12 protein-coding genes are annotated in these 14,948 nt (G+C 72.4%); 6 read left to right on the forward strand and 6 right to left on the reverse strand.

All coding sequences use genetic code 11. The features are described from left to right. The 5 genes from F0L46_RS23090 to F0L46_RS23110 all read right to left on the reverse strand — a co-directional run. Window positions 1-988 (reverse strand): DNA translocase FtsK (locus F0L46_RS23090; protein ID WP_276315620.1); only part of this gene is annotated, 988 nt, incomplete at its 3' end. A 130-nt stretch (window positions 989-1,118) separates the two neighbouring features. After that, window positions 1,119-2,186, reverse strand: a complete 1,068-nt coding sequence (locus F0L46_RS23095; protein ID WP_149821976.1) for an ABC transporter ATP-binding protein — start codon at window positions 2,184-2,186, stop codon at window positions 1,119-1,121. Window positions 2,187-2,206: 20 nt separating this feature from the next. Continuing rightward, on the reverse strand, window positions 2,207-4,375 hold the full coding sequence (locus tag F0L46_RS23100) for an ABC transporter permease (protein WP_149821977.1): 2,169 nt from the start codon (window positions 4,373-4,375) through the stop codon (window positions 2,207-2,209). A gap of 33 nt (window positions 4,376-4,408) precedes the next feature. Continuing rightward, window positions 4,409-5,455, reverse strand: coding sequence for an ABC transporter substrate-binding protein (locus F0L46_RS23105; protein ID WP_240540124.1), 1,047 nt, complete (start codon window positions 5,453-5,455; stop codon window positions 4,409-4,411). 87 nt (window positions 5,456-5,542) lie between these two features. Beyond that, window positions 5,543-6,376, reverse strand: a complete 834-nt coding sequence (locus F0L46_RS23110) for an inositol monophosphatase family protein (protein WP_149821978.1) — start codon at window positions 6,374-6,376, stop codon at window positions 5,543-5,545. Between the two features lie 74 nt (window positions 6,377-6,450). Between F0L46_RS23110 and F0L46_RS23115 the strand changes: the two genes are divergently transcribed. After that, entirely contained in the window at window positions 6,451-7,350 is a 900-nt protein-coding gene (locus F0L46_RS23115) for a MurR/RpiR family transcriptional regulator (protein WP_149821979.1), read from the forward strand. On the opposite strand, the gene iolG is transcribed toward F0L46_RS23115, so the two are convergent. After that, a complete protein-coding gene (gene iolG / locus F0L46_RS23120; protein WP_149821980.1) occupies window positions 7,347-8,342 on the reverse strand; it encodes an inositol 2-dehydrogenase in 996 nt (331 codons plus the stop codon). The two genes, F0L46_RS23115 and iolG, sit on opposite strands and share 4 nt — an antisense overlap. 130 nt (window positions 8,343-8,472) lie before the next feature. On the opposite strand from iolG, the gene F0L46_RS23125 reads away from it, so the two are divergent. From F0L46_RS23125 to iolB, 5 genes are read left to right on the forward strand one after another with little or no spacing between them, the layout of a single operon-like run. Next, window positions 8,473-9,309 carry an SDR family oxidoreductase gene (locus tag F0L46_RS23125; RefSeq protein ID WP_149821981.1) on the forward strand — a complete coding sequence of 279 codons (837 nt, stop codon included), beginning with the start codon at window positions 8,473-8,475 and terminating at the stop codon, window positions 9,307-9,309. Next, window positions 9,306-11,222 (forward strand): bifunctional 5-dehydro-2-deoxygluconokinase/5-dehydro-2-deoxyphosphogluconate aldolase, encoded by a 1,917-nt coding sequence (locus F0L46_RS23130; protein WP_149821982.1) that lies wholly within the window; start codon window positions 9,306-9,308, stop codon window positions 11,220-11,222. Before F0L46_RS23125 ends, F0L46_RS23130 begins: the two co-directional genes overlap by 4 nt. Window positions 11,223-11,244: 22 nt before the next feature. Next, on the forward strand, window positions 11,245-13,092 hold the full coding sequence (gene iolD, locus F0L46_RS23135; RefSeq protein ID WP_149821983.1) for a 3D-(3,5/4)-trihydroxycyclohexane-1,2-dione acylhydrolase (decyclizing): 1,848 nt from the start codon (window positions 11,245-11,247) through the stop codon (window positions 13,090-13,092). A 4-nt stretch (window positions 13,093-13,096) separates the two neighbouring features. Beyond that, window positions 13,097-13,996, forward strand: coding sequence for a myo-inosose-2 dehydratase (gene iolE, locus F0L46_RS23140; protein WP_149821984.1), 900 nt, complete (start codon window positions 13,097-13,099; stop codon window positions 13,994-13,996). Continuing rightward, a complete protein-coding gene (gene iolB, locus F0L46_RS23145) occupies window positions 13,993-14,793 on the forward strand; it encodes a 5-deoxy-glucuronate isomerase (RefSeq protein ID WP_149821985.1) in 801 nt (266 codons plus the stop codon). Before iolE ends, iolB begins: the two co-directional genes overlap by 4 nt. The last annotated feature ends 155 nt before the right edge of the window (window positions 14,794-14,948 follow it).

Genomic DNA, 14,948 nt, shown 5'->3' on the forward strand with positions numbered 1-14,948 from the left:
CAAGCTCGTACAAGGTCACCACAGGACCAGGGCGGACATGGACCACCTCGCCCTTGACCCCGAAATCGCGCACCACCTTCTCCAGGCGCCCGGCGCCCTCCTCCAGGACGTCGTCGCTCGGCAGCGGTCCGTTCTGCTCGGCGGGCTCGGCGAGATAGTCGAGGCTCGGGAATTCGTAGCCGCCGGGCACCACGGCTCTCGGCGGCCGCGGGGCGGCCCGCACCAGGGCGGGCGCGCGAACCTGGGGAGCGCTGCGCGGCGGCTCCTGCGCTGGGGGCGGGAGCACCGCGACGGGCTCCTCGGGCGTCGCCTCGGCCTCGGCACGGACCTCGGCCCGGGGAGCGTCGAGGTCGGCGTAGAGCGCCAGATAGGCGAGATCCGGCTCGATCGCGGCCTGCGGCTCGGGGGCCGCCGCGGGCACCTCGTCGCTCCAGGCGTCGACGGGCCCGTCGAGCTCACGAATCTCGTCCTCGGCGAGCGGGCTCTCGATCCGGTAGAGCTGCGGGCGCGGCAGGAGGGCGTGGTGGACGCCCATCGGCGCGTGGCGGACCGCGCGGAGCGCCGCGGAGAGGGACGCGGCGATGGGGGCGGGAGCCTCCGCGATCGTCACTTCGTCCATCACGGGCGCCGTCGCCGGCTCGTCGGCGGCCTCCGCCTCGCGCGGGGGCGCCTCGATGGCGCGGCCCCGCCGGTCGCGCCGGACGACGCGGTCGGGAGTGCGCGTGAAGCGCGCGCCGTCGGGGGTCACGAAGGCCTGTTGCCAGCTCGGCTCGGGGATCGATGCCCGCACGGACGGAAACGGCTCACCCGCGGGAGCGGCCGCGCCTGGCGCCGCGAGCGCGCCGGCGAGGTCGGTCTCGGCGCGTGTCCCGAGATCCTTCAGGGTCTGGAGCGCACGCTGGATCGGCGCGACGCGACGATCGTCGTGCGCCTCCGGGCGTGGGTCCTTGAGGGGGGCCGGCGCTTTGAGGGCTTTGTTCATTGTCATGGGGGCTGTGATCGGGACGAGTCTCGGGCTGCTGACCCCCTGCAACGTCGTTCCGAATGGTAAAGACCCCGTTAGCCAGGCGCCTTGCAGCGGCGCAAGATAGGTGAACAGTCCTAGTAGATCGGTCGCGTCACCGCGGCACGACGGTGACGTCCCGGTCGGCGAAGCTGATCCAGACGGGCGCCCCCACGGGCATGGGGGTCCTGTCGGTGCGGTCGACGGCGAACAGCTCGCCCAATGCGCTTCCCACCGTGTACTCGACGTGCCCGCCGAGATACGCGGCCTTGGCGACCTGGGCCTGGATGGCGGGCGAGGACGGCTGCGTGCCGTGGAGGCGGATCGCGTCGGGCCGCACCGCCACCGTCACGGGACCGCGGGAGGCGCCACGGCGCGGCAGGTCGATGGTGAGGGCGCCCACCTGGATCACGGCCCGGTCGCCCTCCTCCCGCAGCAGGTCGCCGGGCAGGAGGTTGGCGTTGCCGATGAAATCGGCCACGAAGACGCTCGCGGGCTCCTCGTAGAGCTCGCGCGGGGTGCCGCTCTGGGCGATGCGGGCGTTCGACATGACGATGATCCGGTCGGAGACGGCGAGCGCCTCCTCCTGGTCGTGGGTCACGTAGGCGACCGTGAGGTTGAGGCGCTGCTGCAGGTCGCGGATGTCGTCGCGCACCCGGCGGCGCAGCTTGGCGTCGAGGTTGGAGAGCGGCTCGTCGAACAGGAGCACCTCCGGCTCGAGGACGAGGGCGCGCGCGACCGCCACGCGCTGCTGCTGGCCGCCCGAGAGCTCGGAGGGCGAGCGGTTGCCCAGCCCGCTCAGGCCCACGAGCTCGAGCTTCTCCAGCGCTAGCGCATGGGCCCGCGCCCGGCCGAGCCCCTGGACCTTGGGTCCGTAGGCGACGTTGTCGAGGACGCTCATGTGCGGGAAGAGCGCATAGGACTGAAAGACCATCGAAACGTTGCGGTCGGCGGCCGCCTGGGTCGTCACGTCGCGTCCGCCGATGAGGATCTCGCCGGCGCTCGCGATCTCAAGGCCGGCGATGAGGCGCAAGGTCGTTGTCTTGCCGCAGCCGGAGGGCCCGAGCAGGGTCACGAGCGTGCCGGGCTCGATCGTGAAGGAGACGTCGTCGACGGCCGTCACGGTGCCGTAGCGCTTGGTGACGGACCGGAACTCGATGGAGGCGGGCGCATGGCGGGGCACGGGCGAACTCGCGGATGGGGTCAGCTGGAGGCCAAAGCCGGGGCGGGCGCGGCGGCGAGGGCGGTCCTTCGCCCGAGGCGCCGCTCGCCGACGAGGAGCTGGATCAGGAGGATGCCGACGAGCATGACGGCGACGAGGGCGGTCGAATAGGCGATGGCGAGGCCGAACTCCCCGGCCTCGACCCGGCCGACGATGTAGGTGGTCGCCATGTTGTACTCGGCCGAGACGAGGAAGATCACGGCGCTCACCGCCGTCATGGCCCGCACGAAGGAATAGACGAGGGCCGCCACGAGGGCCGGCCGCAGCAGCGGCACGATCACCCGCCACACGGTGGTGAAGGACCGCGCGCCGAGCGTGTGGGAGGCCTCGTCGAGGCTCTTGTCGATCTGGCTCAGGCTGGCGATGCCGGAGCGCACCGCCACGGGCATGTTCCGGAACACGAAGCAGATGATCAGGATGAGGCCCGTGCCGGTGATCTCGACCGGCGGCACGTTGAAGGCGAGGATGTAGCTGATGCCCACCACCGTGCCGGGCACCGCGAAGCTGACCATGGTGCCGAACTCGAAGGCGCGCCGGCCCGCGAAGGTCTGGCGGGTCAGGAGATAGGCTGTGAGCAGCCCGATCGCGGCCGTGAACGGTGCCGAGAGCACGGCGACCTTGAGGGTCACGAAGAGCGAGTTCCAGGCGCTGCCGGAGAAGAACAGCCCCTGCGGGGTCTGCTCGATGCGAAAGCCCGTGAGATAGTGCTCGAAGGTGGGGGTGTAGTCGCGGCCCATGGCCTTGACGAAGCTGCCGACCAGGATGATCGCGTAGACGGCGAAGGTGAACAGCGCCCACGGGATCGCCGTCGCGTAGCACAGCCACGCGACCCGGCGGGGGAGCGGCGGGGCGAGGCCGGAATCGCCCTTGCCGGTGACGGTCGTGTAGCTGCGCTTGCCGAGCCAGGCGTGCTGGACCCAGAAGGCGCCGAGCGTGAAGGCGAGCAGGATGGTGGCGAGCACCGCCGCCCTCCCCTGGTCCTGCGAGGCGCCGACGATGGCGAAGAAGATCTTCGTCGATAGCACCTCGTAATTGCCGCCGAGCACCAGCGGGTTGCCGAAATCCGCCATGCTCTCCACGAAGCCGAGGAGGAAGGCGTTGGCGAGGCCGGGCCGCAGCAGGGGGAAGGTGATGGTGGCGAAGGTGACCCAGCCCCGCGCCCGCAGGGTCTGCGACGCCTCCTCGAGGGAGGGGCTGATGCCCTGCACCACCCCGATGAGCACCAGGAAGGCGATGGGCGTGAAGGCGAGGAGCTGCGCGATCAGGATGCCGGGCAGCCCGTAGATCCAGCGGCTGCGCGGCACGCCGAAGACGTCGAACAGGAGCGCCGATACGGCGCCCGAGCGCCCGAACAGGAGGATGAGGGCGAGCCCGATGACGAAGGGCGGGGTGATGATCGGCAGAAGGGAGAGGAGCCGCAGGGCCTTCTTATAGCGGAAGGCCGTACGGGTCGCGATGAGCGCGAAGGCGAGGCCGAGGAGCGTGGTGCCGAGGCCGACCAGGATGGCGAGGAACAGCGTGTTCCAGGCAACCCCGCAGGTCCCGTTGCCCGCGAGGCAGCCCAGCCCCCAGATCGACGGGTCGGCGAGACGCGACACGAAGAGGGCGGGCGACGCGCCCCCGCCGGGCGTCCCCGCCGCGCTCCCGAGGATCGTGAGCACGGGAAAGAGCACGAAGAGCCCGACGAGGGCGACGACGAGGCCGATCGAGGACGTCACGAAGGCGTCGCCGCGGCACCAGCCCAGGCCCGCGAGCCCGGCGCAGAACAGCATGAGAAGCGAGGTCGCGGTCATCGCCGCGCCGAGGCCCATGCCGCCCTGGGCGGGTCCCGGCGCTCCGAGGAGCGACGCGAGCCCCAGGCCCCAGCCGCTCAGCCCGACGGCGAAGCCCTGCAGCCAGAGGACCGCGAGGCCGCCCATGCCCGCCGCGACGAGCCAGCGCGCGGCCCGGGTCCGGTCGAGCCCGCGGGCCAGGGGCCAGGTTGCCGCCACGAGCGCGAGGCCCACCGGCAGGAGCCATGGCGCTCGGGTGAGGCCGAGCCATAGCCCCCCGCCGGAGCCGAGCGCGGAAAGCGGATCGGCGAGATACCAGGGCGCCAGCACGTAGCCGGCCCAGGCCGCGACGAGCCACGCTTTTGCGGCTGGCGCCATGGATGCCTCCCGTCGGATTGTCGGAGCCTCGGCCTATTTCGACAGCGGCTTGACCTCGCGGTCCCACTTGGCGAGGAGGCGCCGGCGCTCGTCCGAGGAGCCGTATTTCGCGAAGTCGTAAGGGATCAACTTGATCTCGGCGAGCTTGGGCGCCTCCGGCGGCGTCGGCGCGGCCTTGTTGGAGGGCACCTGGAAGTTCTTCGTCTTGGCGCCGAACTCCTGGGCCGCCGGGGTCAGGGCCCAGTCGTACCAGCGCTTGGCGCTGTCGAGGTTGCGGGCGCCCTTCACGATCGACATGGAGCCGATCTCGTAGCCCGTGCCCTCGCAGGGCGCGACGGTCTTCACGTCGGGATTGTCCACGGCCACCGAGATCATGTCGTGCATGAAGGTGATGCCGACGGCGGTCTCGCCGAGGCTCACGGCCTTGGCCGGGGCCGACCCCGACTTGGTGTACTGGTTCACGTTCTTGTGCAGGGCCTTCATGTACTCGAAGCCCTTGTCCTCGCCCATGAGCTGGACCACCGTGGCGAGCAGCGTGTAGGCCGTGCCCGACGAGTTCGGGTCCGCGACCTGGACCTCGTCCTTGAACTTCGGATCGAGCAGGTCGGCCCAGCATTTGGGCTCGGGGATCCCGCGGGATTTCAGCACCTTCGCGTTGTAGCCGAAGCCCAGCGCCCCGGAATAGATGCCAACGGTCCGACCCTTGGTCTGCTCCCAGGGGCGCACCGCCCAATCCTGGAGCTCGCCGACCTTGGGCGACTTGTAGTCGGTGGTCAGCCCCTCCTCGGCGGCCTGGAGGTGCGGATCGCCCGTGCCGCCCCACCAGACGTCGGCGCGGGGGTTGGAGGACTCGGCCTTGACCTGGGCGAGGATCTCGCCCGAGCTCTTGCGGGTCATGGCGACCTTGATCCCCGTCTCGCGCTCGAAGGCGGTCGAGGCGGCGCGGCACCAATCCTCGTTCACGCCGCAATAGAGCACGAGGGAGCCCTGGGCCTGCGCGGCCATCGGCAGGAGGCCTGCCGCGGCAAGGGTCAGGGCGCCCAGGGCGGGCATCAGGCGTTGGGCGAACGTGGCGTTCATCGGGGTCCTCCGTGCGTTTCCTCTTGATGGGCGCCCTTCGTTGCGAGGTCTCGCCGGTCCGGCTCGGCACCGGAGGGCGGCCTCGGGTCACCCGTGTCGGTCGTCCGAGCCGATTCCCGTCAGGGCGCAGAGCGCCGCGCGGATCTCCGGCGTGCAGCCCAGCACGGGCGCGCCCTCCGTCAGGCCCGATCCCGCCAGGAAGTCGTTGGTCCAGCCGCCGGCCTCCTCGATGAGGAGGAGGCCCGCGACGGCGTCCCACGAATTGATGTGCAGCTCGCAATAGGCGTCGATCCGCCCGGCCGCCACATAGGCGAGCCCGAGGGCGCCCGAGCCCGCGCGGCGGATGCCGGCGCCCGCCTCTGTGAGGCGCCCCAGCAGCGCGACGTAGCGGGACAGGGGCAGGCGCGTCGACCACCCGGCCTCCACGGTCGCCCGGTCGAGGTCGCCCACGCCGCTCACCCGGATCGGGCGCCCGTCGAGGGTGGCGCCGCCGCCGCGCCGGGCCGCGAAGAGCTCGTCCATGAGCGGGTCGTAGAGGGCGCCGACCTGGACCGCGCCGTCACGGACATAGCCGATGGAGATGCAGAAGCCGGGGAGCCCGCGCACGAAGTTGCCGGTGCCGTCGATCGGGTCCACGACCCAGACCGGCCCCTCGAAGCTGCCGCCGCCCTCCTCGCCGAAGAAGCCGTCCTCGGGGAAGCTCCGCAGCAGGCGGTCGCGGACCAGGAGCTCCACCTCGCGGTCGACCGCCGAGAGGTAGTCCTGGTGCCCCTTGAACACCGCCACCTCGTCGACCGGCCGGTTGCGGAAGCGCAGCCGCGCCAGGGCGCCGGCCTCCCGCACGGCCGCGCAGGCGACCTGGAGGCGCAGGTCCAGGGCCTCGGCCGAGAGGGGCGCGGCGGCTGGCGAGGGGTTGGGCATGAAAAAATCCGACCTTTACAGATCCGGATGAAACATCCATTCCATTTGGGACCGAGTCAAGCCGAGGTTGGCACGTGCCGGAGGCGCCGGACCCCACCCTGCCCAAGCCCCGTAGCTACGACGATCTGTGCGCCCGCATCCGCGAGCGCCGCGAGCGCCTGCCCGCGCGCCTGGCGCAGGTGGCGAACCACATGCTGATGCATCCCGACGAGGTCGCCTTCGGCACCGTCGCGACCGTGGCCGGGGCGGCCGGGGTGCAGCCCTCGGCCCTCGTCCGGTTCGCCAAGGCCCTCGATTTCGACGGATTCTCCGACCTCCAGGCGGTGTTCCGCGACCGCCTGCGCGGGCGCCTGCCGGAGCATCGCGAGCGGCTGCGGCGCATCCAGGAAGCCGAGGGCGAGCACGGGCCGCTTCGCCTGCTGGAGCGCTTCGAGGAGGCGGCGCAGCTCTCCCTCGACCGGCTCGGGGGGAGCGTGGACGAGGCGACGCTCGCCCATGCGGTGGCGCTGCTCGCGCGGGCCGACACGATCTATATCCTCGGCCTGCGGCGCGCCTTCCCGATCGCGGCCTATCTCGCCTACGCCCTGGCGAAGCTCGATCTGCGCAGCGTGCTCGTGGACCATGTCGGCGCCTCGGGGCCCGAGCAGATCGTGGGCGCGCGGGCCGGCGACGTGCTGCTCGCCGTGAGCTTCACGCCCTACACCCCGGCCACGGTCGAGCTCGCCAACGCCTTCGCGCAGGGCGGGCGGCCGGTGGTGGCGATCACCGACTCGCCCTTCTCGCCCCTCGCCCAGGCCGCCGCGGCGCGCTTCGACGTGGCCGAGGCGGACGTGGCGGGCTTCCGCTCGCTCTCGGCCACCTTCTGCCTTGCCGCGGCGCTTGCAGTGGCGACCGCGGAGCGCCGCGCGCGGGACGGGTCGGACCGGCCGGCCGAGGCCTGGGCCCCGGTCCAGGGGCCCGCCGCGCGCGCCTAGCCGAGCCGGATCGTCTGGCCGCTGCGGGCCGATTCCGTCGCCGCGTCCGCGAGCACCTGAGCCCGCAGCCCGTCCTCGCCGGAGGGCGACAGGGACCCGCCGTCGAGGACGCCGCGCACGAAGGTGTCGATCTCGGCCCGGTAGGCGTCGGCGTAGCGCTCGAGGAAGAACGGCAGGGCCGGGTCCTCGGCGTAACCCCGACCGTCGGCGAAGACCACCGTCGTGGCGCGTCGGTTGCCGGCGGCGAGCAGCCCGGCGGACCCGTGCGCCTCGACCCGCTGGTCATAGCCGTAGGTGGCGCGGCGCGAGTTCGAGATCTGCGCGATCCTGCCGGAAGCCGTGGTGAGGAGGACCGCGGCCGTGTCCACGTCGCCGGCCTCGCCGATGCCCGGATCGACGAGGCACGAGCCCACCGCGCTCACCATCACGGGCTCCTCGCCCAGCAGGAAGCGCGCCATGTCGAAGTCGTGGATCATCATGTCGCGAAAGAGCCCGCCCGAGCGGGCGATGTAGTCGAGGGGCGGCGGGCCGGGATCGCGCGACAGGATCGTCACGAGCTCGACCCTGCCGATCTCCCCCGCCTCGATCCGCCGGCGGACATCCGCGAAGCTCGGGTCGAAGCGGCGGTTGAAGCCCACCATGAGCCGCGCGCCCGTGTCGCGGACCACGTCGAGGCAGGCGCGGGTGCGCGCCGCGTCGAGGCTCACGGGCTTCTCGCAGAAGATCGCCTTGCCGGCCCGGGCCGCGCGCTCGATCAGCTCCGCGTGGGTGTCGGTGGGGGTCGCGATCACCACGGCGTCGATATCGGGCGATCCGATGATCGCGTCGGGGTCGCGGACCTCGGCGCCCTGCGCGCCCGCGAGATCCTCCGCCGCCGCGCGGCTCGCATCCGCCACGGCGACGAGGCGCGCCCGGGGATGGGCCGCGACGTTGCCGCCGTGGATCCGGCCGATGCGCCCGGCCCCGAGAAGCCCGAATCTCAAGTCCCCCATCCTGTCCTCCCTGCGTGCAAGGGCCCGAGGGTTACGGGAAGCCCGGGCCCGTGACAAGAACCGACGTTCCATATTGACGCCGGGATAGAACTTGCATTTCATCGGCCGCTCATCGCGACGGGAGGGCGGCGTGGGCCGAGAGGGGAATCGGGCGGATCTGGCCGGCAAGGTCGCCGTGGTGACCGGGGGCACGCAGGGCCTCGGCGAGGCCGTCGCGCGCCTCTTCGCGGCCCGGGGCGCCGCCGGCCTGGTGATCTGCGGGCGCAACGCCGAGCGGGGCGAGCGGGTCGCGGCGGAGATCGGCCGGGAGGGCTGCCGGACGATCTATGTCCGCGCCGATCTCGCCGAGATGGCGGACGTGCGGCGCATCTGCGCCGCGGCCGACGCGCAATTCGGCCGGGTCGACGCCCTCGTGAACGCCGCCGGGATCACCGATCGCGGAACGCTGTTCGACACCTCGCCCGAATTGTTCGACCGCATGTTCGCCGTCAACGTGCGCGCGCCCTTCTTCCTGATGCAGGACGCGGCCGCGATCATGCGGCGCGAGGGGATCGCGGGCGCCATGGTCAACATCCTGTCGATGTCCGCCCATGGCGGGCAGCCCTTCATCACGGCCTATTGCGGGTCGAAGGGCGCGCTCGCGACCCTGACCCGCAACGCGGCCTTCTCCCTGATGCCCTGGCGCATCCGCGTGAACGGGCTCAACATCGGCTGGACGGCGACGCCGGGCGAGGACCGCATCATGCGCCTCAACCACGGCGCCACCGACGGCTGGCTGGAGCGCGCTGCCGCCCACCAGCCCTTCGGCCGCCTCATCGACCCGGACGAGGTGGCGCGCGCCTGCGCCTATCTGTGCAGCGAGGAATCGGGGCTCATGACGGGCGCGCTGATCGACTTCGACCAGTCCGTGCTCGGCTGCTACGAATCCACGCCCCACCCGTCCGCGCCGGCGGAGGGCGCCGCGTGAGACCGGAGCCCACGCTCGACGTCATCGCCATCGGCCGCTCCTCGGTTGATCTCTACGGGCAGCAGATCGGCGGCCGGCTTGAGGACATGGGCACCTTCGCCAAGTCGGTGGGCGGGAGCCCCACCAACACGGCGATCGGCGCGGCGCGGCTGGGCCTGCGGGCGGGTCTGATCACGGCGGTGGGCGACGAGCCCATGGGCCGGTTCATCCGCGAGCAGCTGGAGCGCGAGGGCCTCGATGTGCGCGGCGTGCGCACCGATCCCCGCCGCCTCACCGCCCTCGTGCTCCTCGGCGTCCGCGACGAGCGCAGCTTCCCCCTCGTGTTCTACCGCGAGAACTGCGCCGACATGGGCCTCACCGAGGCCGACATCGACGAGGCCCATATCGCCTCGGCCCGCGCCGTATGCATCTCGGGCACGCACCTCTCTACCGCCTCCACCTACGCCATGACCATGAAGGCCGCCCGCGCGGCGCGCGCCGCCGGCCGGCGGGTCGCCTGGGACATCGACTACCGGCCCAACCTCTGGGGCCTCGCCGGCCATGGGGCGGGCGACGAGCGCTATATCGGCTCGGGCACCGTCACGGCCCATCTCCAGACGGTGGCGCCCCATTGCGACCTCGTCGTCGGCACGGAGGAGGAGTTCCACATCCTGGGCGGCACGCAGGACACGCTCGACGCCCTGCGCGCCGTACGCGCGATCTCGGGCGCGCTCCTGGTGTGCAAGCGCGGGCCGATGGGCTGCGTCGCCTTTCCCGCGGCCATTCCCGACAGCCTCGACGAGGGCGTGGCGGGGCCGGGCTTTCCGGTCGAGGTCTACAACGTGCTCGGCGCGGGCGACGCCTTCATGGCGGGCTTCCTGCGCGGCTGGCTGCGCGACGAGCCGCTGGAGACCGCCTGCACCTACGCTAATGCCTGCGGCGCCTTCGCGGTCTCGCGCCTGCTCTGCTCGCCCGAATACCCGACCTGGCCCGAGCTGCGCCATTTCCTCGATCACGGCGCCGCCGGCCGCGCGCTGCGCCGCGATCCCGCTCTCGCCCATCTCCACCACGCCACCACCCGGCGGCCCGCCCCCTCGAGCCTGCGCGCCTTCGCCATCGACCACCGCCTCCAATTGGAGGCGATCGCGGACGAGATCGGCGTGCCGCGCGAGCGGATCGAGCGCTTCAAGCGGCTCGCGGTCCAGGCGGCGGCGAGTGTCGCCGGCGGGCGCGAGGGCTTCGGCATGCTCCTCGATTCGGATTACGGCCGCCCGGCCATGGCGGACGCCCTGGGGCAGGGCTTGTGGCTCGCGCGCCCCGTGGAGCGGCCCGGCTCGCGCCCGCTCGCCCTCGTGGCGCACGATCTCGGCTCGCACCTCGTCGAATGGCCCGTCACGCAGGTCGTGAAGGTCCTGTGCTTCTACCGGCCCGACGATCCGGCGGAGCTGCGCGAGCGCCAGGACGAGACCCTGCTCGCGGTGCACGAGGCCTGCCGCGCCACGGGACGCGAGCTCCTTCTCGAGATCATCGCGGGCAAGCACGGCCCCCTGCACGACACGACCGTGGCGGACGTCGTGACCCATCTCTACGATCTCGGCATCAAGCCCGATTGGTGGAAGCTGGAGCCGCAGACGAGCCCCGCCGCCTGGCAGGCCATCGCGGCGGCGATCACGGACCGGGATCCCCACTGCCGGGGCATCGTCATGCTGGGGCTGGAGGCGCCCGAGGCGCAGCTGCGGGAAGCCTTCACGGCGGCGGCCGAGGTGCCCCTCGTACGCGGCTTCGCCGTGGGCCGGACGCTGTTCGCCGAGGCCGCGAAGGCATGGCTCTCGGGCCGCATGAGCGACGAGGAGGCGGTGGCCGACATGACGGAGCGCTTCGCCCGCCTCTCGGCCGCCTGGGACGACACCGTCGGCCGGCGCCGCGCCGCATGAACCGCCCCGGGAGGACAGGCCCATGACCACGATCCGCCTCACCATGGCCCAGGCCCTGGTCCGGTATCTCGCGGCGCAGCGCACGGTCGTCGGCGGGCGCGAGGAGGCGCTCTTCGCCGGCTGCTGGGCGATCTTCGGCCACGGCAACGTGGCGGGCATGGGCGAGGCCCTGCACGCGGCGGGGGATTCCCTGCCGACCTGGCGCGCCCACAACGAGCAGGCCATGGCCCATGCGGCCATCGCTTTCGCCAAGGCCTCGGGCCGCCGCCGCATGATGGCCTGCACCACCTCCATCGGTCCTGGCGCCACCAACATGGTGACGGCTGCCGCGGTGGCGCACGTGAACCGCCTGCCGGTGCTGCTCCTCCCCGGCGACGTCTTCGCCAACCGCCTGCCCGACCCGGTCCTCCAGCAAATCGAGGCGTTCCACGACGCCACGATTTCGGCGAACGACTGCTTCCGGCCCGTCTCGCGCTTCTTCGACCGGATCACCCGGCCCGAGCAGCTTCTCGCGAGCCTGCCCCGCGCCCTCCAGGTGCTCACCGACCCGGCCGAGTGCGGCCCCGTCACCCTCGCCCTGTGCCAGGACGTGCAGGCGGAAGCCCACGACTACCCGGAAGGCTTCTTCGCGCCCCGGGTCTGGCGCCACCGCCGCATCCGCCCCGACGAGGACGAGCTGCGCGAGGCCGCCGCCCGCCTCCGCGCCGCCCGCGCGCCCGTCATCGTCGCCGGCGGCGGCGTGCACTATGCCGACGCCACGGATGCGCTGCGGGCCTTCGCCGAGCGCCACGGCATCCCCGTCGCCGAGACGCAAGCCGGCAAGAGCGCCCTGCCCGGCGACCATCCCCTCAACCTGGGCTCCATCGGCGTCACAGGCACCTCGGCCGCCAACGCGCTCGCGGGGGAAGCCGACGTGGTGCTCGCGGTGGGGACGCGGCTCCAGGACTTCACCACGGGCTCCTGGGCGTTGCTTGGGCGGCCGGGGCAGAGCCTCGTCGGCCTCAACGTCCAGCCCTTCGACGCGGCCAAGCATGACGCGCTGCCCCTCGTGGCCGACGCCCAGGCGGGGCTGGAGGCGCTCTCGGCGGCGCTGGGCGATCACCGGACGCAGGCGCCCTTCGCCGCGCGGATCGAGGCCGAGCGGGCGCGCTGGGAGGAGGCCGCCCGCGCGGCCCTGAGCCCCACCAACGCGTCCCTGCCCTCGGACGCCGGGGTGATCGGCGCCGTGCGCCGCGCCACGGGGCCTGATGCGATCGTGGTCTGCGCCGCGGGCGGGCTTCCGGGCGAGCTCCACAAGCTCTGGACCGCCACCGATCCCGGCAGCTACCACCTGGAATACGGCTTCTCCTGCATGGGCTACGAGATCGCGGGCGGGCTCGGGGTCAAGATGGCGCGGCCGGACCGGGAGGTCGTCGTCATGGTCGGCGACGGCTCCTACCTGATGATGAACTCGGAGATCGCCACCTCCGTGATGCTGGGCCTGCGGCTCACGATCGTGGTGCTCGACAACCGGGGCTTCGGCTGCATCAACCGCCTCCAGCGCGCGACAGGGGGCGAAAGCTTCAACAACCTCCTGGAGCACGCCCGCCACGCGACGTTGCCGGCCATCGACTTCGCGGCCCATGCGGCAAGCCTCGGCGCGCGCTCGGAAGCCGTGACGGGCCTTGGCGCCCTGGAGGACGCGGTGCGCCGGGCGCGGGACGCGGACCGCACCACGGTGCTCGTCGTCGACACCGACCCCCTCGCCTCGACGGACGCGGGCGGCCATTGGTGGGACGTGGCGGTGCCGGAGGTCTCGGAGCGTGAAGCCGTGCGCCGGGCGCGCGGGGATTACGACGCGGCGCTGGAGCGCCGGCGTGGGGGAGAATGAGGGCATGAGCGTGAGAATCGGGGCGAACCCTATCGGCTGGTCGAACGACGACCTGCGCGAGCTCGGTGGCGCGACGCCGCTCGAGACCTGCCTGGCCGAGGCCAGGGAGGCGGGCTTCGAGGGCATGGAGCTCGGCCACAAGTTTCCCCGCGGGGCCGGCGCGTTGCGCGCGGTCCTCGACCGCTTCGGCCTCGGCCTCGTCTCGGGCTGGTATTCGATGGCGCTCCTGGAGCGCTCGGCCAGGGACGAGCTCGTCGCCATGCGGCCTCATCTCGATCTCCTGAAAGAGATGGGCTGCGCCGTCATGATCGTCGCCGAGACCTCGAACGCGATCCACGGCGACCGCTCGGTCCCGCTGGCGAACCGCCCCGTCCTCCCCTCCGACGCCTGGGGGCGCTTCGGCGAGCGCCTGACGGAGCTGGCCGAGGCGACGCTCCGGGAGGGCGTGCGCCTCGTCTACCATCACCACATGGGCACCATCGTCGAGAGCGAGGCGGACATCGACGCCATGATGGCCGCGTCGGGCGAGGCGGCGCATCTCCTCCTCGACACGGGCCATGCCACTTTTGCCGGCGCCGATCCCGTGGCCCTCGCCCGCCGGTACCGCGCCCGCATCAGCCATTTCCACGCCAAGGACGTGCGCCGCGACGTGATGGAGCGGGCGCGGGCGGAGCGCCTCTCCTTCCTCGACGCGGTGATCGCGGGGGTCTTCACCGTGCCGGGCGACGGCTGCGTCGATTATCCGGCGGTGCTCGCCGAGCTGAAAGGCTACCGGGGCTGGGCGGTGGTCGAGGCCGAGCAGGACCCCGACAAGGCCCATCCCCTCACCTATGCCCGCCTGGGCGCGCGAAACCTCACCCGCTACCTGCGCGAGGCGGGCCTCGCGGAAGGCGGTACGCCATGAGCGACCTTCTTCTCAAGCCCTCCGCCCGCGAGGGCCGGATCCATCACGTCACGCCGGGGAGCGCCGGCTGGACCTATGTGGGGTTCGACCTCCACGGCCTGCGGCCCGGTGAGGGCATAGAGGGCGAGACGGGCGACCGGGAGGTCTGCCTCGTGCTCGTGACCGGCCGCGCCCGGATCCTTGCGGGCCGCCGCGACTTCGGCGTGATCGGCGAGCGCATGACCCCCTTCTCGGGCAAGCCCTGGTCGGTCTATGTCCCGGCGGGCCACCCCTGGCGGGTCGAGGCGGAGACGGGGGTGGAGCTCGCGGTCTGCTCGGCGCCCGGCGGCGGCACGTTCGAGCCCCGCTTGATCGGCCCCGACGCGGTGGGCGCCGAGACCCGGGGCACCGGCACCAACACGCGCCACGTCGCCAACATCCTGCCCGAGTCCGCGCCCGCCCACAGCCTTCTCGTCGTCGAGGTCGTGACCCCGGGCGGGCACTGGTCGAGCTACCCGCCCCACAAGCACGACCGCGACGCGCTTCCCCACGAATCGCTTCTCGAGGAGGTCTATTACCATCGTATCGAGCCGCCCCAGGGCTACGCGCTCCAGCGGATCTACACGGACGACCGCTCCCTCGACGAGGCCCTCGTGCTTACGGACGGGAGCGTGTCCCTGGTGCCCCGGGGCTATCACCCGGTCGGCGCGGCGCATGGCTACGATCTCTACTACCTCAACGTCATGGCGGGCCCCAAGCGCACCTGGCGCTTCCACAACGATCCCGATCACGAGTGGCTGACGCTCAAAGCCCGCTGACGGCGCCTTGCGGGCCCGTCGCGCCCCGCGCGAACGTGATCCCCCCATGCGCCGCGCGGGGTTGCACCTGCCGCGCTTGGCGCCCATCATCCCTCACCTAACGTCAGGGCGATCCGCGGGGATCGCCCTGACGCGTTCATGCGGTGCGCCGGGCG

The organism is Salinarimonas soli, from assembly GCF_008386575.1.
GTDB lineage: Bacteria > Pseudomonadota > Alphaproteobacteria > Rhizobiales > Beijerinckiaceae > Salinarimonas_A > Salinarimonas_A soli.